This is a genomic window from Vreelandella indica (genome assembly GCF_037070225.1).
In the GTDB taxonomy this organism is placed as follows: Bacteria; Pseudomonadota; Gammaproteobacteria; order Pseudomonadales; family Halomonadaceae; genus Vreelandella; species Vreelandella arctica.
Genome location: NZ_JBANSO010000003.1, coordinates 52941 through 76234 on the forward strand (window position 1 = coordinate 52941; position 23294 = coordinate 76234).

21 protein-coding genes are annotated in these 23294 nt (G+C 55.0%); 10 read left to right on the top strand and 11 right to left on the bottom strand.

The window, feature by feature from the left end:
- The first annotated feature begins 289 nt into the window (after nt 1–289).
- The 5 genes from cyoA to cyoE are packed head-to-tail and all read left to right on the top strand — an operon-like array spanning nt 290 to nt 5184.
- Nucleotides 290–1315 (top strand): ubiquinol oxidase subunit II, encoded by a 1026-nt coding sequence (gene cyoA / locus V8L71_RS02835; RefSeq protein WP_336273143.1) that lies wholly within the window; start codon nt 290–292, stop codon nt 1313–1315.
- A gap of 3 nt (nt 1316–1318) precedes the next feature.
- Nucleotides 1319–3361 carry a cytochrome o ubiquinol oxidase subunit I gene (gene cyoB, locus V8L71_RS02840; RefSeq protein WP_336273144.1) on the top strand — a complete coding sequence of 681 codons (2043 nt, stop codon included), beginning with the start codon at nt 1319–1321 and terminating at the stop codon, nt 3359–3361.
- Nucleotides 3361–3972, top strand: a complete 612-nt coding sequence (gene cyoC, locus V8L71_RS02845; RefSeq protein WP_176304701.1) for a cytochrome o ubiquinol oxidase subunit III — start codon at nt 3361–3363, stop codon at nt 3970–3972. The genes cyoB and cyoC overlap by 1 nt, the downstream gene beginning before the upstream one ends.
- A gap of 1 nt (nt 3973) precedes the next feature.
- Complete coding sequence (gene cyoD / locus V8L71_RS02850; RefSeq protein WP_035559337.1) at nt 3974–4303, top strand: cytochrome o ubiquinol oxidase subunit IV; 330 nt, start codon at nt 3974–3976, stop codon at nt 4301–4303.
- A complete protein-coding gene (gene cyoE, locus V8L71_RS02855) occupies nt 4261–5184 on the top strand; it encodes a heme o synthase (protein ID WP_336273145.1) in 924 nt (307 codons plus the stop codon). The genes cyoD and cyoE overlap by 43 nt, the downstream gene beginning before the upstream one ends.
- An 86-nt stretch (nt 5185–5270) precedes the next feature.
- Here cyoE and pta read toward each other — a convergent pair whose 3' ends face one another.
- Both pta and V8L71_RS02865 read right to left on the bottom strand, forming a co-directional pair.
- Complete coding sequence (pta, locus tag V8L71_RS02860; RefSeq protein WP_336273146.1) at nt 5271–7454, bottom strand: phosphate acetyltransferase; 2184 nt, start codon at nt 7452–7454, stop codon at nt 5271–5273.
- Nucleotides 7451–8635 (bottom strand): acetate/propionate family kinase, encoded by a 1185-nt coding sequence (locus tag V8L71_RS02865; protein ID WP_101145908.1) that lies wholly within the window; start codon nt 8633–8635, stop codon nt 7451–7453. Before V8L71_RS02865 ends, pta begins: the two co-directional genes overlap by 4 nt.
- Before the next feature lie 178 nt (nt 8636–8813).
- Here V8L71_RS02865 and V8L71_RS02870 point away from each other — a divergent pair, with 178 nt between their 5' ends.
- The 4 genes from V8L71_RS02870 (at nt 8814) to V8L71_RS02885 (ending at nt 12405) form a co-directional block, all read left to right on the top strand.
- Nucleotides 8814–9734 (top strand): EamA family transporter, encoded by a 921-nt coding sequence (locus tag V8L71_RS02870; RefSeq protein ID WP_295712533.1) that lies wholly within the window; start codon nt 8814–8816, stop codon nt 9732–9734.
- Between the two features lie 201 nt (nt 9735–9935).
- A complete protein-coding gene (locus tag V8L71_RS02875) occupies nt 9936–10997 on the top strand; it encodes an HlyD family secretion protein (RefSeq protein ID WP_295712536.1) in 1062 nt (353 codons plus the stop codon).
- Nucleotides 10987–12096 (top strand): DUF2955 domain-containing protein, encoded by a 1110-nt coding sequence (locus V8L71_RS02880; RefSeq protein ID WP_232774705.1) that lies wholly within the window; start codon nt 10987–10989, stop codon nt 12094–12096. The genes V8L71_RS02875 and V8L71_RS02880 overlap by 11 nt, the downstream gene beginning before the upstream one ends.
- A gap of 123 nt (nt 12097–12219) precedes the next feature.
- The gene (locus V8L71_RS02885) at nt 12220–12405 is read left to right on the top strand and encodes a CsbD family protein (protein ID WP_336273147.1); all 186 of its coding nucleotides are present in this window, start codon (nt 12220–12222) and stop codon (nt 12403–12405) included.
- A 124-nt stretch (nt 12406–12529) separates the two neighbouring features.
- Here V8L71_RS02885 and V8L71_RS02890 read toward each other — a convergent pair whose 3' ends face one another.
- On the bottom strand, nt 12530–13996 hold the full coding sequence (locus V8L71_RS02890; protein ID WP_041157793.1) for a DASS family sodium-coupled anion symporter: 1467 nt from the start codon (nt 13994–13996) through the stop codon (nt 12530–12532).
- 205 nt (nt 13997–14201) lie between these two features.
- On the opposite strand from V8L71_RS02890, the gene V8L71_RS02895 reads away from it, so the two are divergent.
- Nucleotides 14202–15281 carry an NAD(P)-dependent alcohol dehydrogenase gene (locus V8L71_RS02895; protein WP_035559355.1) on the top strand — a complete coding sequence of 360 codons (1080 nt, stop codon included), beginning with the start codon at nt 14202–14204 and terminating at the stop codon, nt 15279–15281.
- 189 nt (nt 15282–15470) lie between these two features.
- On the opposite strand, the gene V8L71_RS02900 is transcribed toward V8L71_RS02895, so the two are convergent.
- From V8L71_RS02900 to V8L71_RS02935, 8 genes are all read right to left on the bottom strand, one after another.
- A complete protein-coding gene (locus V8L71_RS02900; RefSeq protein WP_336273148.1) occupies nt 15471–16358 on the bottom strand; it encodes an esterase/lipase family protein in 888 nt (295 codons plus the stop codon).
- Entirely contained in the window at nt 16336–17364 is a 1029-nt protein-coding gene (locus V8L71_RS02905; RefSeq protein WP_336273149.1) for a hypothetical protein, read from the bottom strand. The genes V8L71_RS02900 and V8L71_RS02905 overlap by 23 nt, the downstream gene beginning before the upstream one ends.
- A 102-nt stretch (nt 17365–17466) precedes the next feature.
- Nucleotides 17467–18114, bottom strand: coding sequence for a TetR/AcrR family transcriptional regulator (locus V8L71_RS02910; RefSeq protein WP_045812156.1), 648 nt, complete (start codon nt 18112–18114; stop codon nt 17467–17469).
- Nucleotides 18107–18628 (bottom strand): universal stress protein, encoded by a 522-nt coding sequence (locus V8L71_RS02915; RefSeq protein ID WP_041157794.1) that lies wholly within the window; start codon nt 18626–18628, stop codon nt 18107–18109. Before V8L71_RS02915 ends, V8L71_RS02910 begins: the two co-directional genes overlap by 8 nt.
- Nucleotides 18629–18681: 53 nt before the next feature.
- Nucleotides 18682–20973, bottom strand: coding sequence for a DUF3141 domain-containing protein (locus V8L71_RS02920; protein ID WP_336273150.1), 2292 nt, complete (start codon nt 20971–20973; stop codon nt 18682–18684).
- An 81-nt stretch (nt 20974–21054) separates the two neighbouring features.
- The gene (gene phbB, locus V8L71_RS02925) at nt 21055–21801 is read right to left on the bottom strand and encodes an acetoacetyl-CoA reductase (protein WP_035559361.1); all 747 of its coding nucleotides are present in this window, start codon (nt 21799–21801) and stop codon (nt 21055–21057) included.
- Between the two features lie 4 nt (nt 21802–21805).
- Complete coding sequence (locus V8L71_RS02930; RefSeq protein ID WP_041157795.1) at nt 21806–22123, bottom strand: hypothetical protein; 318 nt, start codon at nt 22121–22123, stop codon at nt 21806–21808.
- A 46-nt stretch (nt 22124–22169) separates the two neighbouring features.
- Nucleotides 22170–23294, bottom strand: coding sequence for an ABC transporter permease (locus V8L71_RS02935; RefSeq protein WP_035559367.1), 1125 nt, complete (start codon nt 23292–23294; stop codon nt 22170–22172).

Consider the following 23294-nt stretch of genomic DNA (forward strand, 5'->3'; position numbering starts at 1 on the left):
GGTGCGGCAATGCGCCACTTCTTTCGTGATCTCGATCAATAGAAAATACTTTCGTCTTACCTGCTGTCGCTTTTAAAGCCTAGGCGAGCAAGACCCGCCGCTATTCCCACGTGGCGGCGCATATTTTTCCCGGAGCAGTGACGCTCAGTGCACGACGCATGTTCCTGTGCTCGTATGAGCATGTTTTGGGAAGAGTATGGAGTGATTGTTAGTCTGCTATTTAGCTTGCTATATAGAAGGCTAATGTTTATTGAACGACTTGTTTTTAAACCTCTAACGAGATCACACCATGCAACGACGCTCACTATGGCGCAGGCGAGGCACACTAGTGCTCCTTGCGCTTTGTCTGTTTCTAGCAGGCTGTAGTTCAGCGCTGCTAGACCCGAAAGGCCAGGTTGGCGCTGAACAGCGCTCGCTGATTCTGACCTCCTTTGGCCTGATGTTGATTGTGGTTATTCCTGTCATTGCCATGACGCTGCTGTTTGGCTGGCGCTATCGGCGTAGCAATAGCGTGGCGAAATACCTGCCTGATTGGGCGCACTCTAACGCGATTGAAGCAGTGATCTGGATCGTTCCCTGCGCGATTATCGCGGTGCTTGCGCTGTTAACCTACAAAACCTCCCATAGCCTTGACCCGCACAAACCGCTGGAAAGCGACGTAGCGCCGATCGAGATTCAGGCGGTAGCACTGGATTGGAAATGGCTATTTATCTACCCCGAGCAGGGCGTGGCCAGTGTTAATGAAGTGGCCTTCCCGGTGGATACCCCGGTCCGTTTTCGGGTCAGTTCCGGCTCAGTGATGAACGCCTTTTTCATTCCCCATCTTGGCAGCCAGATCTACGCCATGGCGGGCATGGATAACGATGTGCATCTGATTGCCGATGAAATGGGCAGCTACCCAGGTCGCTCTACCAACTACAGTGGCGCGGGTTTCTCCGGCATGACCTTTGAAGCCAAGGTAACCACCCCCGGTGAGTTTGATGACTGGGTTGAAACCGTGCGCGATGCCTCCGAAACGCTGACCTACCCCGAAGGCTACGAAGCATTGGCAGAACCTAGTGAATCGCACCCAGTGGAGTACTTCTCGGCCATCTCGCCAGCGCTGTACGAAAGCATTTTGAACAGCTTCCACACTGGCGGTGAGCACGATATGGGCGGCGACCATCAAGTAAGCAGCGACCATGCTGATTCTGCCGATGGCGATAACGCCCATACCACCCATCAAGCGGCCGTCTCTGGCCACGACACTAATAACCACGCTAGTCAGGAGCATGCCATGCGCACGCAACCTTCTAGCGTTGAAGCGGGAGGTTAAGCCGTGTTTGGAAAACTCAGTTTAGAGTCAATTCCCTACCACGAACCGATCATTATGGTGGTCGCGGCCTTTATGGCCATTGGTGGGATCGCGCTGTTTGGTTTAATAACCTATTACCGTAAATGGGGCTGGCTGTGGAACGAGTGGTTTACCTCGGTTGACCACAAAAAGCTCGGTATCATGTACTTTATCGTTGCGTTGGTGATGCTGCTACGCGGCTTCTCGGATGCGATTATGATGCGTACCCAACAGGCCATGGCCGCCGGGGGCGCCGCGGGTTATTTACCGCCCGAACACTACGATCAGATCTTCACCGCCCACGGCGTGATCATGATCTTCTTTGTCGCTATGCCCATGGTCATCGGTTTGATGAACCTGGTGGTGCCGCTGCAAATTGGTGCCCGCGACGTCGCTTTTCCCTTCCTGAATAACCTGAGTTTCTGGCTGTTTGCCGTCGCCGCGATCTTGGTCAATATCTCGCTGGTGGTGGGGGAGTTCGCCAAAACCGGCTGGCTAGCTTATGCGCCCTTATCGGGGATCGAGTTCAGCCCCGGGGTGGGGGTCGATTACTGGATATGGGCATTACAGATATCCGGGATAGGCACGACGCTCACCGGTATCAACTTCTTCGTGACGATTCTGAAGATGCGCACCAAAGGCATGACCATGTTCCGCATGCCGATCTTCACTTGGACATCGCTGTGCGCCAACGTGTTGATCATCGCCTCGTTCCCTATTTTGACCGCCACCATTGCGCTGCTGACGCTGGATCGCTACTTAGGCATGCACTTCTTCACCAATGATTTTGGCGGCAACATGATGATGTACGTCAATCTCATCTGGGCGTGGGGCCATCCGGAAGTTTATATCCTGATTCTGCCCGCCTTCGGCGTGTTCTCAGAAGTCATTTCGACGTTTGCCCGTAAGCGGCTGTTTGGTTACATGACCATGGTATGGGCGACGATTGCGATTACGCTGCTGTCGTTTATCGTCTGGCTGCACCACTTCTTCACCATGGGGGCGGGCGCTAACGTTAATGCCTTCTTCGGCATTATGACGATGATCATCGCCATCCCCACTGGGGTGAAAGTCTTCAACTGGCTGTTCACGATGTTCCGCGGCAGTTTGGAACTGACGTCGCCGGTACTCTGGACCCTGGGCTTTATTATCACCTTTACGCTGGGCGGTATGACCGGTGTGATGCTGGCCGTGCCAGCCGCTAACTTTGTGCTGCATAACAGCCTGTTTGTTATCGCTCACTTCCACAACGTCATTATCGGCGGTGTCGTGTTCGGCATGATGGCTGGCCTGACCTTCTGGTTCCCCAAAGCGTTTGGCTTCACGCTGAGCGAGAAATGGGGCAAGCGTTCATTCTGGTGCTGGTTCATTGGCTTCTATGTCGCCTTTATGCCGCTCTACGTGCTGGCCTTCTTTGGTGCCGTACGCCGCATGCAGTCTTACGCGAACCCTGAATGGCAGCCGTGGATGATTCTGGCCTGGGTAGGCGCGGTGATCATCATGATGGGTATCGCCTGCACCGTGATTCAGTTCTGGGTCAGCATCCGCGACCGCAAGCTGAACGCTGATGTGACCGGTGACCCGTGGGATGGCCGTACCTTGGAGTGGTCAACCTCTTCACCCGCGCCGTTCTACAACTTCGCGCGTTTGCCGGAAGTGGGCGACATCGACAGCTTCTGGTCGCAGAAAGAGCGCAGTAACGAAGAGCTGGAAGAAGCGCCTTACACCGATATTCATATGCCTCGCAACACCGTTGCTGGCCCTGTCATCAGCTTTTTTGCGCTGATTATCGGTTTTGCCTTGGTATGGCACATCTGGTGGCTGGCCGGGGTAGGCGCTATCGGTGTCTTTGTTAGCTTTATGGCGCGGGTGTTTAACGACGATATCGACTACTACGTCTCCGCTGAAGAAGTAGAGCGCATCGAGCGCGCGCACCAGCAACGCGTTAAAAACTCCGACCCTTACAAGCCGTCTGCCGAAGTGGAAGGACGCGAAGGTAAGCAACGCTACGTGGAGGTGAATGCGTAATGGCAACGGATACGTTACATCACGAAGGATCGGTCGTGCATCATGAGCATCACGATGCCACAGAAACCAAGCTGTTTGGTTTTTGGGTTTACTTAATGAGCGATTTGGTGATCTTCGGGTCACTCTTCGCCACCTACGCCGTGTTGATGAAAGGCACGGCCGGTGGGCCCACAGCGGCTGAGATCTTTGAACTGCCGTTTGTACTGGTCGAGACGTTCCTGCTGTTGTTCAGTAGTTTTACCTTTGGCATGGGCGTGCTGGCGATGAATGCCGAACGCCTGGGTCAGGTGAAAGCGTGGCTGGCCATTACGTTCGTGCTGGGCGCGGCGTTCGTGGGCATGGAGATTTACGAATTCCAGCACCTGATTCATGAAGGCTATGGCCCCGACAAAAGCGCCTTTTTGTCGTCGTTCTTTACCCTGGTGGGCACCCACGGCCTGCACGTTACCTTTGGTTTGATCTGGATTTTGGTCATGCTGATTCAGCTCTCAACCAAAGGCTTGAACGACATGACCCGGCCGAGGATTTTGTGCCTAAGTCTGTTCTGGCACTTCCTGGATATCGTGTGGATTTGTGTCTTCTCATTCGTCTACCTGATGGGAGTGCTGTGAGATGAGTCATTCTCCGACTAGCCCCACTAATAACCATGGCAGCGTAAAGTCGTATGTGACAGGACTGGTATTGTCGCTGATACTGACCATTATCCCCTTTGGGGTGGTGATGAGTGGCACACTTAGTGTGCTGACCACTGTCATCGTAGTGGCCGTGACCGCTGTGTTGCAGATACTGGTGCAACTGGTCATGTTCATGCACATGAATACCAAAGCCGACGAAGGCTGGAACGTGATGTCCTTCGTCTTCACACTGACGATTCTCGTCTTAGTGGTAGGAGGCTCGCTGTGGATCATGCAGCATCTGCATCTCAACATGATGATCGGCTGACCACGGCACCTAGTCGTTGGCGGGATCTGCTCGAACTGACCAAGCCCGGCATTATCGGCGGTAACCTGATTGCCACGCTGGGCGGCTATTTTCTGGCCGCGCAGGGGCAGTTTGAGTGGCTCAGCTTTGTTTCGGTCATGGTGGGGATTGCATTAATCATCGCGTCGGGCTGTGCGTGTAACAACGTTATCGACCGCGATATTGATGCACTGATGGCGCGTACGCGCCATCGCCCACTGGTCAGGGGCAGCATTTCCATCACTCAGGCATTGGGCGTTTCGGCGCTGCTGGGTGTGTCGGGGGTGGTGTGCTTGGCGCTGGGAACCAACGGGTTAACCGTGGCGTTGGCGGTGATTGGCTGGGGCGTATATGTGGGTCTTTATAGCCTCTATATGAAACGCCGCTCCGAATACGGCACCTTGGTTGGCAGCCTTTCGGGTGCCATGCCGCCGGTGGTGGGGTACTGCGCTGTTACGGGGCAGTTCGACAGTGGCGCCATTATGCTGCTGGTGATCTTCTGCCTATGGCAGATGCCGCACTCCTATGCCATCGCGATCTTCCGCTACGCCGATTATCGCCGTGCATCGATCCCGGTGTTGCCGGTGGTGCGCGGGGTCAAAATGGCTAAGCATCATATTCTGGGCTACATCGTGGCGTTTATTCCCGCCTCGCTGGCGCTGGGGTTGGCCAGTCAAGCGGGTGCCGGGTATCTCTGCGTGGCGCTGACCATGGGGGGCTACTGGCTCTACTTGGCACTGCGCGGCTATCGGTTAGAGGACGATGTTCGCTGGGCCAAGAAGGTGTTTGGGGTCTCTATCCTCACTATCACCGCGATGAGTTTGGTCATGGTGCTGGAGGCGATGGTGCCGATGTGGGTCTAGGCCTCACACAGTGTTAAGTCGTTAATAAAAGGCCCCGAGCAGTTATCTGCTCGGGGCGTTTTTATGGGCGGAAGCGTTTCTGTTACTCAGCTTTCCCGCTGGCTGGCCTGAATTGCGGTTAGCGCAATGGTGTAAACGATATCGTCGACCAGTGCGCCGCGGGAAAGATCATTCACCGGCTTGTTTAAGCCTTGCAGCATGGGGCCAACGCTGATGACGCGGGCGCTACGCTGCACTGCTTTGTAAGTAGTATTGCCGGTGTTGAGGTCGGGGAATACAAACACGGTTGCTTTACCCGCGACCGGCGAGTCGGGGGCTTTCTGTTTGCCCACGCTCTCGATTGCAGCGGCGTCGTACTGAAGCGGGCCGTCGATGGCCAGGTGCGGCGCGCGCTCTTTAGCAATGCGAGTGGCTTCGCGGACTTTATCCACATCCGCACCGGTGCCGGAGTCGCCGGTGGAGTAGCTGATCATGGCGACGCGTGGCTCGATACCGAAGGCTTCAGCGGAGCGGGCGCTTTGCAGGGCGATTTCGGCCAGGGTTTCAGCATCGGGGTCGGGGTTCACTGCGCAGTCGCCGTAGACCACCACCTGTTCGGGCAGCAGCATAAAGAAGATCGACGAGACTTGGTTATACTCTGGCGCGGTTTTAATCAGCTGAAACGCTGGCCGCACGGTATTGGCGGTGGTATTGAGGGCGCCAGAAACCAGCCCATCGACTTCATCCAGCTGCAGCATCATGGTGCCGAGCACCACGTTGTCTTGTAACTGCGCTTCGGCGGTTAGCTCGTTGAGCTTGCCACGACGGCGCTCGACCATCGGGGCAATATAGCGTGCGCGGCTGCTTTCGGGGTCAATAATCGTTAACTCTTCGGGCAGAGTAAGTCCGCGGTTGCGAGCAACGCTTTCAATATCGTCACGCTTGCCCAGCAGTACGCAGTCGGCAATGCCGCGGCGCTGGCAGATGATGGCCGCTTCGACGGTGCGTGGCTCATCCCCTTCCGGCAGTACTACGCGCTTTTTAGCCGCCTGGGCAAGTTTAACCAACTGGTGGCGAAACGCCGACGGCGACAGGCGACGGGTATAACCGCGGCTTAGGCGGGATTTCAGCCACTCAAGATCGATATGAGCCGCCACATAACGGGCCACCTGTTCAGCGCGCTCGAAATCGTCCATGGGGATTTCGCTGCTTAACTGGCTCAAGTTCTGGGCCGTGGTCAGGCTGTCAGTCTCTACCGCCAATACCGGCAGACCCGTTTTGAGCGCTGGGCGGCACATCTCGATCATGTTGTCGTTAGGCATAAAGCCGTTGGTCAACAGTACGCCCGCTAGCTGAATGCCGTTCATGGTCGCGAGCGCCGAGGCCAGAACCACATCGTCACGGTCGCCGGAGGCCACTACCAGGCTACCAGGGGTAAAAATATGCAGCGCGTTGGCCGCACTGCGGGCGCAGAGGCTGGTGGAGAGTACCCGGCGGCTGGCCGCCTCGCCTTCGTTGAGCAGCTTGGCGTTAAGCGCGCGGGCCACATCCAGGGTGCGCGGGGCGCTAAGCGTTTTGCTGTAAGGCACCACGCCAATCAGGTGGAATTTATCGGTTGCCAGGGCAGGGGAGTATTGACGTAGCTCAGCCAGCACCGACTCTTCCAACTGCGGTTTGAAGGTGCCCGGCGCGGCAGAAAGATCGTCTTCCTGGGCGTAGGGCAGGTTCTTCATGCGCATCAAAATGCCGCCCAGGGTGCGGCTGGAGCTAACCCCACCAAAGCTGCGGGCGTGCATATCAAGCTGTTCGGCCAGCGCCTGGGGCTCGTTTAAATCACCGGTGCCGACGAGAATAATTCGCGCATTAAGCGCGTTGGCGAGCTGTGCGTTAGTTTGGGTGGCGTAGGTAGTGTGCTGGGTGGGTACTACGCCCTCTACCACGACTAAGTCTAGGGTGCTGCCATCGCGGTGGGCCTGCTGAACGACTTGCTCATAGAGTTCGACGGCGTTCTCCATTAGCTCATCGGTTTGGTCGTCGCGCAGCAAACGCTCCAGGCGTGCCTGGGAAATCGGCGACGGCGGGCGCTGGTTAAGTGCCCGGGAAACCAACGCGGTTGAGCGATCCAAACCTGGGCCGTTCAGCTCGTTCTGCATAAACGGCTTTAAAAAACCGGCTTTGAGGCCGATGGTATCCAGCGCTTGAATCAACCCCAGGCAGGCCGAAGTAAGCCCGACGCCCTGGCTGGTGGGCACTAGTAGAATAGCTTGTGGCTGTTCGGGGGGAAGCGTCATGCATTTGACTCCAAGCAGTGACGAGTTTCCATGGCAATACGCCCCTCTTCATCGGTAGGAATCACCCACACCTGGGGGCCTTGGTGACCAGCGCTATCCAACTTGCCCTCTTTGCCACGGATAGTCGCTTCGTTCGCGTCGTTATCCAAGGCAAAGCCAAAGTGGGGCATAAGCGACAGCACACGGCGACGCACAATAGGCGAGTTCTCACCGATGCCACCGGTGAAAATAATCCCATCAAGCTGGGGCAGTGCGCAGGAGAGCGCCGCCAGCGATTTAGCAATCCGGTAGCAGAATACTTCCACCGCCAACTGCGCAGCGGTGTGCCCCTGTTCAGCAGCCTCTTCAACTTCGCGCATATCGTTGGTCAAGCCTGACAGTCCCAGTAGGCCGCTCTCTTTATTGAGCACGTTGTCAATTTTGTCTAACGACCAGCCCAGTTGGCGGTGCAGATGGGCGTGCAGGCCGGGGTCAACGTCGCCACTGCGGGTGCCCATCACCAAGCCTTCCAGTGGCGTCAGGCCCATGCTGGTATCCTGGCTTTGATTGTTCCAAACCGCGCTGGTGGAGCAGCCATTGCCAAGGTGGGCGGTCAGCCAGCCGCCTGCATCGCGGCCGCTCAACTCGCCTGCGCGCTGGCTAACGTAAGCGTGGCTGGTGCCATGAAAGCCATAGCGGCGAATGCCATGCTCAGCATAGAGGCTTTCAGGTAGGGCGTAACGGTACGCTCGCGGCGGCATGGTTTGGTGGAAAGCGGTATCAAACACTGCCACCTGGGGCAACTCAGGAAAAACATTTCGGGTCGCCGCAATACCCGCTAAATTCGCTGGGTTGTGCAGTGGGGCAAGCGCTGCGGTGGTTTGGATAGCCGCGATAACATTGTCGTCAATAAGGGCGGCTTGGGTGAAGTGCTCACCACCATGCACGATGCGATGGCCCACCGCCGCTGGCAGGCGACCCTCCATGCGCTCAAGTATGGCATTCAGTGCTTGGGTATGGTCAGCGCCTGGAAGTGGCTGATTAAAACGTTCCCCTGCGCTGTTTTTGCCTTTTAAACGCGCCTCCTCGCTACCTAGGCGCTCTGCTATGCCCTCAAGTCGCGGTGCCTGAGGATCAGCATCAATCAGCGCGTATTTGATAGAAGAAGAGCCGCAGTTAATGACCAGCACCGGTGCGTTCATAAAAACCTTTCCACTAGGAGGTTAGTGAGCAAATGGGTAGACTTTAGTTTAACATGCTGCGCTGCGGAAAAGCAGCGCCAGTATTTCGTTAGCCTTCTATGCAAAAGCTTGGCATGCTGGATTCTTTACCTATCTACTTACACCCACTCTAGACCTTCTAACGAGCCATACCGTTCCTATGTCAGCATCCCCATTGCCCAAACTATTGCCGCGTCATTTAGCGATTTTGCTAATGATGACCGTCGCCACTATGTTCGCCGCTAACCACGTGTCGGCGCGCTTAGCGTTTGATAATGGCACGGGGCTGCTGCTAGCCGTTTTAACCCGTTCAGGAGTGGCTTGCCTAATCCTGCTAGCGCTGGTCATCGTGCAGCGAAAGCGCCTATGGCTGCCCGCTGGCTCATGGCCGTGGCAGCTCTCGGTGGGGCTGCTGATTGCGGTTCAAAGCGTCAGTTTATACTCGGCAGTGGCAAGGCTGCCGGTGGTGATTGCGCTACTGCTGGTGAATACCTTCCCGATTCAATTGGCCCTGCTCAGTTGGGCGCTGGGTGGTCCGCGCCCAACGCTGCGTAGCTGCCTGATTATGGGCACGATTTTAATCGGCTTACTGGTGGTGCTGGATATTCCCTCATGGATTGCCAGCGCCGATGGAATGGGGCCGGGTTGGATAGCAGGCATTGGGTTTGGGCTATTGGCGGCCTTCGTATTTGCCTGCGCGCTGTGGGTCACTGAGCACCGCCTCGCCGGGGTCGGCAGTACTCTGCGCAGCCTGCTGACCATGCAAACGGTGTTTATAGTGATGCTCATTGGTGGCATCGCCGGTGTGGTGCCTGGGGGAATGAGCCTGCCTGATAACAGTACCGGCTGGCTGGGTCTGACGCTTCTCGGTCTACTGTATGGTTCGGCGTTTTCAACACTGTTTATTTTTGTGCCGCGGCTGGATATGGCGCGCAATGCGCCGGTGATGAATATCGAGCCGGTTGCCTCCCTGGTGCTCGGTTACTTTGTATTGGGGCAAATGCTTAGCCCTGGCCAGTTGGTGGGTGGGGCAGTCGTCGTAAGCGGTATTGTCGTGCTGAGTTTATCCAAGGGGCGGTAATCATCTTCGTGTGATTTATTCAATATAAAGCCCTGTGGCCAATTGGTTATGGGGTTTTTTATTGTCGTCATTTAATAAGCATATTGTTAGCGTGCTAATTAATAGTTAGACTAAAGTCTTTCGTGCTATTCCCTATACGATACGTGCCCGTTGAGAGGCGCTGGCCAGGTGGTTGCCTGGTGACTAACAAGTGAGCTCTGCATGACCCCTGATCAAACATTTGCCCGCTGGGTAAAGCTAGCTATAGCTGCTTTTTTACTACTTTTTATCTATTTTCTGGTGGCCGATAGCTTTATGCCCATGACGCCGGAGGCGAGGGTGATGCGGCCGGTAACACGTATAGCGCCAGAGCTCAGTGGCCCAGTAAGCGAGGTGTTGGTGAGTGATCACCAGCATGTAGCCAAAGGTGATGTGTTGTTTCGGATCGACCCGGCGCCGTTTCGCTTAGCCGTTGAACAGGCTCAGCTTAATCGCGAGCAGGCCGAACTGGAGAATGCCCAGTTGGAAGCAGAGCTAACCTCTGCCCAAGCGGAGCTGGCCTCCGCTGAGGCCACGGCCGCCGAGCGGCAGGGTGAACTTCATCGCGCCGAAACCCTAGTGGTGCAGCAGAGTGTATCCCGCCAACAGTACGAACAGCAGGTGGCTGCTGAGCGCACCGCACAGGCTGGCGTAGCGGCAGCCAGAGCTAAAATTGTCAGCCTGGAAGTGCAGTTGGGCGATGCTGGTGAGACAAACCTGCGTTTGCGTCAAGCAGATAATGCGCTCTCGCAGGCACAGTTGGATCTTGCCCATACCCAGGTGCGCGCCGCGCAAGCCGGGCGGGTTGCCAATCTGCAGCTAGGTGTAGGTGACTTCGTTCAGGCGGGGCAGCCAGCGGTAGCGGTAGTGGCGGATGGGATAGATATCATTGCTGATTTTCGTGAAAAAAGCCTGCGCCATGTGGCTCCCAGCGATGCCGCGCAAGTGGTGTTTGATGCCTGGCCGGGTCAGGTATTTGATGCGCAAGTGCTTGCCATGGAGGCCGGTGTTCTCGAAGGGCAGTTGGCCGCCAATGGTCAGCTCGCCGATATTTCCACCACCGACCGCTGGGTACGCGATGCCCAGCGTATGCGCGTACACCTAGCGCTTACCCAGCCAATCGTGAATTTATTACCCAGCGGTGCACGCGCCACGGTGCAGCTTCAGCCCGGTGATACTGCCTTGGCGAAGCCATTTGTGTGGTTACAGGCGCATCTGATCAGTTGGCTGCACTATGTTTATTAAAATCAGTTCTAGGTCTATAAAAAATAGGCTTCCCAGATTGCGGTCTTCGAGCGTAGCGACAACTAAGCGCAAGCCCGAACTCTCAAAGAATGGCCTGCGTCAGTGCTTTAGAGTCGCCGGGGGTGGCTTGCTAGGATTTGTGGTCAGCCAATTGATGGGGTGGAACTACGGGGTGTTTTTTACCGTTTTTCCGATGTTTTTACTGGGTATGGTGCCGATTCTTAACGGCCATATCATTCGCCAGTTTTTAGCTAATATATCGATCAACGTGCTCGAAGTTAGTCTGGTGGTGGGCTTGCTCAAGCATATGCCGGTAGTGATGACTTTGGCCGTAATGGGCATTTTTCTATTTCGCTTTAACCTGATGGCGAAGGGGCCACTGTTTCTATTTGGCGCCAATGGCGTACTGACGCTCAGTATTTTGCTGCACTTTGCCAGCTACACCAATGTGGACTTGAGCGATTTACTCGCCTGTAATCTCGTCGCCAGTGGTCTGGCGGTATTTATTGCCATGCTGATGCATACGCTGTTTCCCGACGTGGAAGCACGCAAGCCGCCGCCACGGGTTACCAAAACATCCTCGCAAATTCGCCATGAAACCTTAATGGGTGGGTTAACTGCCACGCTCTCATTTGTGGTGTTTCAGGTATTCGATTTGCAGGGCTCACTGTCTGCGCAAATGGCCACCATTCTGGTGCTGTTTACGCTGGGCTACTCTGGAGCGAAAGTATCAGCCGCCAAGCGAGCGGTAGGAACGTTGTTAGGGTGTAACTTGGCGCTACTCATGCAGCTACTTCTTTATACCCAAAGTCACCATTTTTTGCTGGTGGTGTTGCTCTACTGGCTGGGGCTCATGCTCTTCGCTCGGGAGCATATTCATGAAGGCGGTGGCTCGGGAATCGGCTTTGGCGGGATGACCACCCTGGGGATTCTGTTTGGCCAGTCGCTGGGCCCGCAGCAGGACCTGGTGTATAGCGCCCTCTATCGCTTCTCTTCGATGAGCATTGCTCTGGTCCTTACACTGCTGACCTTAGCTTGCTTGCATTTTGCGTTTAACCGCTGGACGCCTACGCGTTTACCCGCGAGCAACTTGCCATAAATTAATTAGCGCAACTTTTTTAATAAAGGCTACTCTGATGAATGTGTCGACGTGTGATTAGCCGTGTTACTCGCACCTTTCACACACGGCGTTTTCCCTACTAACGGATTAGAGGTGTTCGTCATGGCAACGGGTAAAGATGATAAAGCTAAAGGCGCAGGCAACAAAGCAGCAGGCAAAGTGAAAGAAGCCGCGGGCAAGGCGACGGGTAGTCATAAAACAGAAGCCAAAGGTAAGGCCCAGCAGGCGAAAGGCGAACTGCAAAAAGGCAAAGGCGAAGCCAAGGAGAGCCAGAAAAAACAGCGCTAGTGCTAGTTATGGAATACTGATACCAACAGGGGGCTTCGGCCCCCTGTTGGTGTTTATGAGCTCGGAAATTACTGTATCTCACCTTCAGTACTGAAGCATTGGGCAATAGCTTTGAAAGCCTTCCTTAGTAGTGACCCAGTAATTTCCACCACAAACCGCCGACAACTACCCAGATCACAAGATTGACCACGCTCATAATAAAGCCCGCTTTCCACCACTCGCCCAGCGTTAGGTAGCCCGACCCAAAAATGACGGGCGACGTGCCAGTGGCGTAGTGAGTTAAGGTCATCATGATGGAGGAGGTGGCGGCCATGATAAGCACAAACGGCATGGGCGGTGCGCCGAGTGTTAACCCAACGGTAAGAAAAGCCGCCATCATGGCAGTAATATGTGCGGTGGTGCTGGCAAAGAAGTAGTGAGTGTAGAGGAAAGTCAGCACTAGCAAGGCCGATGCTCCCATCCAGCCGATGCCCATCATGGTGATCCAGTCTTGCATATTGGTGGAAAACCAATCGATCAAGCCCGTCTGGTTGAGCTGGGTCGCCATCATAATTAGGGCGCCGAACCAGAGCAGGGTATCCCAAGCGTTCTTTTCTGCCAGTACATCATCCCAGGTTAATACGCCGGTCAGCAGCAGTATCGATAGCCCAATAAACGCGGAGGTGGTGGTATTGAGGGTGACCGAGTCGCCCATAAATAGCGCCGGTATATCTGCCCACAGCAGCAATAGTACCAAGAAGACAAACAGCATAATGCCTTCATCCCGGCTGATCTTCCCCATTTCGGCAAGTTTGTCCCGTGCCATCTGCGTGGCGTGTGGAGTCTGTTTAATGTCCGGTGGATAAAGCAGGTAAAGAATATAGGGCATGGCCAGAATGGCGACCAAACCAGGAAGTAGCATGGCGAGCGCCCAGGTCATCCAGCTCAGTTGGATTTCCGCCCCTGTAGCGATGGAAATTAGCTCCACGGTCAGTGGGTTGGGAGCAGTGGCAGTGACAAACATTGCTGAAGTAATCGGGTTGCTGTGATAGTTCACCAGTGCCAAATATTTGCCGATTTTGCTCGAAGTGCCGTCTTCCGGCCGTGAGTCAAAACCTTTAGCAATAGAGCGCATGATGGGGTGCATGATTCCGCCGCCGCGAGCGGTATTGCTGGGAGTAACCGGTGCAATGCAAAGCTCTGAAAACGCCAAACTATAGCCGATCCCCAGCGTCTTCTTGCCGAAGATGGAGATAAAATAGTAACCGATGCGGGCTCCTAGCCCTGTCTTGATTAGCCCCCGAGAGATCATAATCGAGATGGCAATTAACCAGATCAGCGAGTTGGAGTAGCTGCTTAAAGCATCGTTAATGGCGGTACCTGGGTTGTCGCTGGTCACCCCGCTCGCCGCCACAATCGCAATGGCAATAATTGAGATGGCCCCTATGGGCATTGCCTTACCAATAATCGCGGCAATCGTCCCCACGAAAATTGCCAGCATCAGCCAAGCGTCCGAAGTGAGACCCTCCGGCAGTGGAATAGCCAGCCATATCAGTAGAGTGATCGCCACCGCAATAGCGGTTGGCAAGGGCTTGAAAGGTAGCGTCGGCATCGTGGAACCCTATAGTAAGTAGGTGGCTGCGGTACGCTCACAGGCAATAAAGCAGTGCTTGAGTGGCTACTTAAGTCTAGAGCGGATGGGCGCTTGGCAACTTGCCTCACGTCAATTCGAAGCTTGATCTAGCGCAATCATTTCCGCTTCCAACTATGCCTTAATGGTGAGGTGCCATTGACTCCCCTCACTGAGGAAGCGACCCATGCCTACCATGATGAAAGCGGCCATCTTCGTTGAACCCGGCCGTATCGAAATTGACGATAAACCCATCCCCGAGATTGGCCCCAACGATGCCCTGATGCGCGTGACCACCACCACGATCTGCGGCACCGATATCCATATCCTGAAAGGTGAGTACCCGGTGGAGCGTGGCCTGACCATTGGCCATGAACCCGTGGGCGTGATCGAAAAACTGGGGGCCAACGTAAAAGGCTACCAGGAAGGCCAGCGGGTAATTGCTGGCGCCATTTGCCCCAGCTTTACTTCTTACGCCTGCCAGGATGATTGCTGCTCACAAGATGGCGGCCACCACGGCCACGGGTATAAACCGATGGGCGGCTGGCGCTTTGGTAACACCATCGATGGTGCCCAGGCCGAGTACCTGCTGGTACCGGATGCCCAGGCTAACCTATCGCCAGTGCCGGATGGCCTAACCGACGAACAGGTGCTGATGTGCCCGGACATTATGTCCACCGGTTTTGCCGGTGCCGAAGCCGCCGGTATCAAAATCGGCGACACGGTGGTGGTCTTCGCCCAAGGGCCGATTGGCCTATGCGCCACGGCGGGGGCGCGGCTGCGTGGGGCCGGGATGATCATTGCGGTAGACGGGGTTGATGAGCGTTTGGCCATGGCCAAGCAGATGGGCGCGGACGTAACGCTGGATTTCCGCAAGGTGGATGTGGTCGAGGAAATTCTCAAGCTCACCGGCGGGCGCGGCGTCGACTCCGCGATTGAAGCGCTTGGCCTGCAACAGACCTTTGAATCCGCCCTGCGGGTGTTAAAACCCGGCGGAACGCTCTCCAGCCTGGGCGTTTACTCCCAAGACCTAACGATTCCGCTGAGCGCTTTCTGTGCTGGCCTCGGCGACCATAAGATTATCACTTCGCTATGCCCCGGTGGTAAAGAGCGCATGCGCAGGCTGATGAGCATCATCGACGCCGGTCGGTTGGATCTTGGGCCCATGGTCACCCACCGCTATGCGCTGGAGAATATCGTCGAAGCCTACGATCTCTTCGCCCACCAGCGAGACGGCGTATTGAAAGTGGCGCTTGAGGTCTCCTGAGGTTCAAAGCTAAGATTGATGTTCAGCAGCAAGGCTGTTCTTCAGTAGGAGGTGTGCTCAGCTCACGCCTCCTGGTACAGTACTCTGCTTTTGTGGCGAAATTTCTCCGCCCGTTCTTTTATACCTGTCATCATTGCTTATCTGCGCAGAGCACTAGGCAGTGGTGGTAAGACGCAGCTGGGTTGAATTTCAATTACTATATTCGGTTAGGTCTTGATGCAAGATACGCCTGATTTCCAGAATCGCTTGGGCCGTTTCCTGGACGCTGTGCCCAGCGATAAACACTTTTTCTGATATGGCTCCCGGCAAATGTGCGCTGGCGTACGGCACTATCCCATCATCTGAAACCTCTAACGGTACACTGGTGTCACGCTGGGCAATGATAGAATGGTAGTGAACTTGAGGGGAGATAGGCAGATTGGCCGTTGCTCTAATGAACGGATCTGCCTCACTCAAATTATCGATACTGTTGGGAAGGCGCAGGTATGCCCCATCTGATTCGGCGTCAGTATTAGCCAGAGCCCTGATGACATCGTCGAACTCTTCCAGCAAGGTGAGTGGTAGACGAACGAAACGAGAGACTGCTCTCCCTAGACGATTACCGGCCACCGGTGTGCCGCGATGTGGTGCTGCGATGAAAATTGCTCGTTTTATCTCTGGTAGCGATTCGAAACGTAGTAGGGGAGCTAGGCGTTGTTGGGCGAGTTGCCTATGTGCCTTTGGCAATTGGCGTTGTTCCACGAATTCGCTCCACAACCTACCTTGGCTAGAAGAGACCATCAGGCGTGCCAATACACCCCCCATGCTATGGCCAATTAGAACGATACCTTGTGAAGCCAGCGTTTCTGTGGTGGGATCAAGTTCCAGTAGTGTTTCATTCACAGTGCGTCGTATCGCCGTATGATTAATCGACAGTGGCATATTGGTAGGGTAGTAGATTTGCCATACCTGAAAATGTTGCCGCAGGCTCTCATCGCCCAGCACTTCATTAGCTACATTTACCCAGGCTTCGGGACTACTGCCAAGGCCATGCAGCATGAGGATGATGCGTCGCTCAGGATCGAAGGGCTGCATCATATAAAGGTGTGGTCGGTTGATACCTTGGCTGTGGCCTAGCAGAGAGCGTATGGCCTGAATGCGCCAGCCATAGTCCATAGCCCGCAGTGAAATTTGCGGCTAGGGGAATCTGTTGCCCATGCAACTGTATGCTGTCGTCTTGGTAGGGGTCTCTTACGATCACCTCTAGTGATTGAGTCGATAGCACCTGAGCCAAATCCTCACCGGAAAAATGGATTAGTGCGGTGAGTGCCGGAAAAGGCATTTCGCTATAAGGTCGAGCGCGATGAAGCGCGAGGCTATCGTCTAATACCGCGACCAGTTCGGCACCAAAGCCGTCACGGCGATAAGTGCTACGCAAGCCGGAAAAGACCAGTGAAGATGCTGGAACTAGGTTCTCGGGTAAGTCGATGTCGCCGGCGAAGCGTACGCCGGTGAGATCGGTTGTAACCTTCCAGCCAGAAAGCCTAGGCGTATCCAAAGAATAGGAGCGGCTTTTATCTTCAATGGCTGAGAGATTCTGTTGAAAAAGCCCTGAAACAATCTGTTGAACTGAATAGTTATAATAGTCGCGTACTTGTATCTGACGATCTTCGAAGGCGCGTTCCCCAGGAGATCGTTCGGAGAAAAACAAGTAAGCATAAGCATGTCTGGCAACCTCAATCCAAGCGTAAATGTCAGCCTCGGTACTCGGGATATCACTTGATGATCCTGCTTTTGACATCGCTTCTTGAAGCCACAGCTCTGCCAGTGCGGAAAGTCTGCGTTCTTCAGCTATGCCAGCGGTGCTGGATAATATATCTACACAGTTTTGGGAGTGCTCACGGCATCTCCCTTCATCCAGCCCGATAACTTTGATGGTTTCCTGGGTAGCTGCGCTTAGCTCGCCACTGGTAAGCAGGTCTCCGCGTTTAAGCGCGATATACTCACCAGGGCTAAGCGAAGAGACGCCAACCATGGCACAACCATTCACTATTAGGATAATAAGTAGCGTGTTGAGTAAGGTGATAAGCTTAGCTGGTTTCACAACGACACCTTATTGATAGGTCATGTGGCGCTTTCGGGGCGATTTTTAGTGAATGAACTTTACCTACAGTTAACGGTGATTTGGGAGTCAACCATCAGTTGATCATGGTGCTAAGAATTCATGCAGCATTCGCAAATGGGCTCGGCGCAGCGAGCCAACGGTGGCGGCGGCAGTCGCTTCATCAAAAATCATTTGCCAAATGGCACCATATAGCGCTGGTGCCATTAGCAGCGCTGCGTCTTCAAGGAAGGCGCTGTGACGAAGATGCCCTTTATCGGCTGCAGTTTTCAAAATGGCCTGTTGTTCTGCGAGGTATTTGTCAATTACCTCCCTGCGCCAAAAATCAACAAGATGAGGGATGCGTCGGCTTTCCGTCATCAGCAGCTTCAGCATAGCTATGACATCTGGATCACTCAGTTGGCTATAGAGGTGATCAATAAAGGATTCGATAGCTTCGCTCAGGGAGTCGCCGCCGCTGAGCACCCACTGCTGATTGTTGAACCTTGGTGTCAGGCGTTTTAATAGTAGTGCTTCAAATATCGATTCCTTGCTCTTGAAGTGAGCATAGAGGCCGCCTTTCGAGAGTTCCGCCCGCTGAGCAATATCCTCCATGCGGGCAGAGGCGAACCCGTGTTGCGAAAACTCGTACAAAGCCGCACAGAGGATCTGCTCTATACGCACATCGGGGGGGAGTCGGCGATGTTTGCGAGCTTGTTTAGTAGGAGAGGAAGGCAAGGTGCAGTTACTCATCAGTTGGTTGCTTTAATGCGGCACCTTTTATCATTTCTTTGTCTAGAGTACGAGAAATTGCTTGTGTGTTTACGTCTCTGACCAGCATGACGGGCACCGGCGCAATACGTGCCACTTGCTCGGCGTCGCTGCCGAGGAGAAGTCGTTGCATGCCACGTCGGCCATGGGTGCCTAGAATTATCAGATCGAACTGACACTTAGCTGCGTGATCCGCAACGTGTTCTGATACTCGTTTGCCCTCGGCCTCGACAAGTACTGTGGTGACATTGAGTTCTTGGGCTTCCAGCTGTATCCGAGCGTTGTCGAGCAGATCATTGCCGACTTTCAGAAAATAGGGTCTGACTTTTTTTATATAGGCGCGCGGGCTTTCGAAACCATTGGAGTACTCCATTGCATTAACCACATGTAGTAGCTCGATGCTGGCTCCCGTCAGCTTTGCTAAATAGCTTGCCTGTGCCAAGGCTAAAAGTGAGGTGCAGCTGCCGTCTATAGGTACCAGCAATTTGGTGTACATGGATGACTCCTAAGTGAATACTTCTAATATAAGTCAGGCACGAAGCTTGGCGGTTATGGCTCTCCAGGCTTGGCAGTGTTATTTTCGTTCGACCTTCCTAGGCTGCGTTTACCTGCTGTGACGATGGCTTCCTGTTCATGGGCTGCATCGTCGAACACCTTCAGCATTTGCGCTAAGCTTGCCTCTTCTTCTGGCAATAATGCTTCCGTGGCGGTCAGCATCTGCTCAAGAAGCCGCGCCTGATCGCGTATCTCGTTCGCGGCGCTGTCCGCCAGCAGTCGCGGGATGGCAGCGGTTGCAGCATCAAGATCAAGGCGCATCAGGTTGGCCTGACGACGTGCTAGCTGTCGGAATGATGCCATATCTAAGTGGACGAGATAGTCTGGCTGTTGCAAGCTGGCCGCTAGGTTAAAGCGGCGCTCGTCGGCTTCGCCGCGAAAGCGGCTGACGTAGAACAGTGCGCGGATACTGGCTTCAAGCAGGCCCCCCTGGTTAATTTCGGCGCGCAACCGCTCAATTTCCTCAGCGACGAAAGCACGATGCTCGGGCGAGACCCCAGGATGCGTACGCACGAGATGGTCATCGGCGCCCAGCCCGGCCAGCGCTTGCACCCACGGGGACCCATAGACCAAGTTAAATATTTGTTCGTAGGCGTTGTCACGCTGTATTCGCCAATGATCCAGCGCAGAGATCACGGTATTGGAATAGGCTTGTTGCCACTGCAGGAAAGGATTGTCTGCCGCTACTGGTTGGCGTGTTGCGCGGATTTTCTGTGCATGTTCAGCCACTGTCAAAGCCATCGGGTTGCGGCTCGACCAGCGTTCGTAAGAGAGACGCAACGGATGTACGCTCTGCAGCCATCGTGCCGATTCGGGAGTAGTCCAGGTACGTACCCAGGGCTGAACGAACTGGCGATAAAGTCCTAAGTTAATTCGCGATATCTGGTTGACTGCGGCGAATTTGCGGTCGCTCTCAGCATCCACCTGCACAATCTGGCTCACATCCTCGACGCTGCGCCGCTGGATCGACAGCAGATAGTCACCCTCGACGAGTTCCGCGAGGGGCATATCCTCTCGCTTATCCTGAATCTGCGTCTGGTAGATACCGGCGGGTAGCACATCAATTAAGTCGATATTGTTGGTGAATTCGCGGTGCTCTTTGCGGCCGACACTGCCCGAAACAAAGATGCCTAGATGTCCAATGTTATCGTGAGTGGTATAGACAATGGTTTGGTCGTGGCTGAGTACTTCATCATCATCGCGATAGAGGTCTGTGATCCAGCCCAGTGCCTGCGGCGGCGGCGAGATATTGTCGCCGTTGGAGCAAAAAACCACGATGGGCGAGCGGATATTGCGCAAGTCCAGGCGGATACCTTCGGAGGTTATCAGTTCGGCACTTGACAGCCGATTGCCAATGAAAAGGTTGTCGACGATGTATTGCATCTCTATATCGTTGAGGAATACGTAGCCACCCCAGTATTTTTCGAAGCCCAAGTAGCGTGTCGCCTCACTGTCGGCATTTGCATACAGATTGTACTGCTTGCCCCATAGTGTATTAGCTGGATTGAGGTTCTCGAAGTTCTGAACCAGGTAAGCACCATCGAAGCGACCATTGCCCAGATCGCTGGCGAGTGCGGTTAGCCAACTGCCGCCGAGCAGACCGCCAGCGTAGCGCATCGGATTCTTGCCTGGCCAGCCAGCCCAGTACGACACCGGCGTACCAGCCACGATGATGGGTCCGAATAGCTCGGGGCGTAGGGCTGCGGCCATCAATATCTGCCAGCCAGCCTGGCAGTTGGCGACCACCGCCGGCTTGCCCTCGCTGTGCGGGTGAAGTGCGATGACTTTCTCGAGGAAAGCGACTTCGGCGAGCACCACGTCTTCTATTGTCTGACCGGGCTCAGGGTCGGGTCCAAAGCCGATAAAATAGCAAGGGTGTCCTGCGCCGAGAGCGGCGCCAACCTCGCTTTCGGCCTTAAAGCCGCCGATGCCGGGGCCATGGCCAGCACGCGGGTCAACCACGACGAAGGGGCGTTTGCTCGTGCTTGGCGCGGTGGGAGCACCCTCTAACGGCAGAATGCGTGCCAGCCCATAGTTGACCGGGCGCGGCAGCTCATGGCCAGATATCACTACCTCATAGGGGAAGTCGAGCACGTGAGGAGCGTCATCCTTCAGGTGTGCTTGGTACTGATCGCCACGCTGGCGCATCACATCGGCGTAGAGTATCGAGCGTTGCCATGCATCGGTAGTGTAGCTTAGCGCGGCAGCTGCGTAGTCTTGAGCCATGCTCAATAGTGGCCATGCGTCCGTATACCAGGGGCGATGATTGGAACCTTCGCTTGCCATGGGAACTTCTCCTGCGTGAGTGCGAGAAAATACTGGACGAGGGATAGATGATATGGCCACCCATCCCGCTAGGCCGCATGTTCAAAACATATGCTGGCCGCCATTCATTGCTACGTTACTGCCGGTCATGAAACCGGCTTGTTCGCTGCAGATGAAGGCGACCAGCGCCGCTAACTCGTCTGGTTTGCCTAACCGCCCAACCGGGATCTGCGAGATCACCTTCGATTCCAGTATCTCCTTAGGAACCGCTAGCACCATCTTGGTCTCCAGGTAGCCGGGTGAGACGGTATTGACAGTGACACCCCGCTTTGCCACTTCCATTGCCAGCGACTTGGTGAAACCGTGGATGCCGGCCTTCGCCGCGGCGTAGTTGGTCTGGCCAAACTGGCCCTTGGAGCCGTTAATCGAAGAAATATTGACGATACGGCCCCAGTTGCGCTCGACCATACCTTCGCAAAACGGCTGGGTTACATGGAACATCGAGTCCAAATTAGTTCGCATCACTGCATCCCAGTCGACCTTGGAGAGCTTCCGGAAAGTGGTATCGCGAGTGATGCCAGCGTTATTGATCAATATGTCGACAACGGTGCCTTCGGCTTGGATATCGTTTGCGAGTCGCTGGCAGTCGTCAAAATCGGCCACATCGACAGAGTAGGCAGAGAAGTGGTAGCCCTCACTGGCCTGCTTCTGCAGCCAGGTCTGGACATGGTCGTTGTTTGGCGAATGGGTGACGAGAACGCTATGCCCTGCATCGTGCAGAGTTCGGGCGATGCTTTCACCCAGGCCACCCATACCGCCGGTGACCAGAGCTGTGTGCTGATAAGTCATCGGTTCAATCTCCTTTATTTGTTGTACCCGGATCGTCTTGCGAACTGGCGGTTAACCAGTAGAGTGCTGGGGAGACAACGCTGACAGTCTCAATCAAGGCTTTTCCCGTTTGTACCTGCCAGGCTTGCATCGTATCGAAGAGGCCAAGCAGCAGAGCGCTCTGATTATCAAAGATCTGCTGCATTGGGGGGCCGCCAGCGAAGGGTTGTGTACCCAATTCGTACCATGTCTGCTGACTTTTCTGCACTAGCGCTATCGTTTGTTGGCAAAGGTTCTGATTAGCTTGATAAAGTGCCAGAGGTAAGATGGTATTGTGGTTCATTGTATATTCCTTCTGGTGTGATGCGCCGATGTGCGCGCGGGTTGCATCAGGCCATCTGGCTGATGGTCTTGCGAAAGCGAGAGAGCGAAATGGCGAACAGAGCGCTGCCAATGACTAACAGTGTCAGAAACTGTCCCCATACAACGTCGATGCCGGCACCGCGAAACAGAATGGCCTGGCTTAGCTCGACGAAGTGGGTTGTGGGTGCCAGCAGCATAAGGTTCTGGACGAGCTCGGGCATGCTCTCGCGGGGCGTGGTGCTTCCTGAGAGCATCTGTAGGGGTAGCAGGAACAGGATCATCAGCATGCCGAACTGGGGCATGCTACGGGCCAGCGTCGCCAGGAAGATGCCCATTGAGGTGGTGGCAAACAGGTGCAGGGCCGCGCCAGCCAGAAACAGTGCAACCGATCCCTCTATCGGCACTTGAAGCAGGCCGCGTACGACGAAAGTCAGCGATAACGTCACCGCTAGCAACACCACAACCCCCATCGACCACACCTTGGCCAGCATGATTTCGGCAGGGGTCACTGGCATCACCAGCAAGTGCTCGATGGTGCCGTGCTCGCGCTCGCGAATTAGTGCCGCGCCAGTGAGGATGATTGAGAGCATGGTCACGTTGTCGATGATCGACATCAGTGAGCCAAACCATGCTTGGTCAAGGCCCGGATTGAAGCGCGCTCGTAGTGCCAAGTTGACTGGTGGGATGGTGCTTGCGCGGTAGCGGCTTACGAACTCATTGATCTCGCCCATGACGATCTGCTGTACATAACTATTACCCGAGAAGGCCTGGCTCATGCGCGTGGCGTCGATATTGAGCTGAATGTCGGGGCCGCGTCCGGCCAGCACGTCGCGCTGAAAGTTGGCGGGAATAACCAGTACGAACGTGTAGTCTCCGGCATCTAGACCCGCATCCATTTCCTGGAAGGTGATGATTTGCGGGTGCACGAACTGTGGTGGGTAGAAGGCCGATACGATACGCGTGGAAAGCGGTGAGTCGTCTTCGTCGACGATAGCGATAGGAGCGTTGTTCAGCGTCTCGGGCATTGCCGTCGCGGAAGTGTAGACCGAAGCAGTGAACACATAGACGATCAGCACCAGCATTATGGGGTCACGCAATAGACTCCAGAACTCTTTGACGCCCAGGCGATAAATGTTTGCAATCCTGCGCAT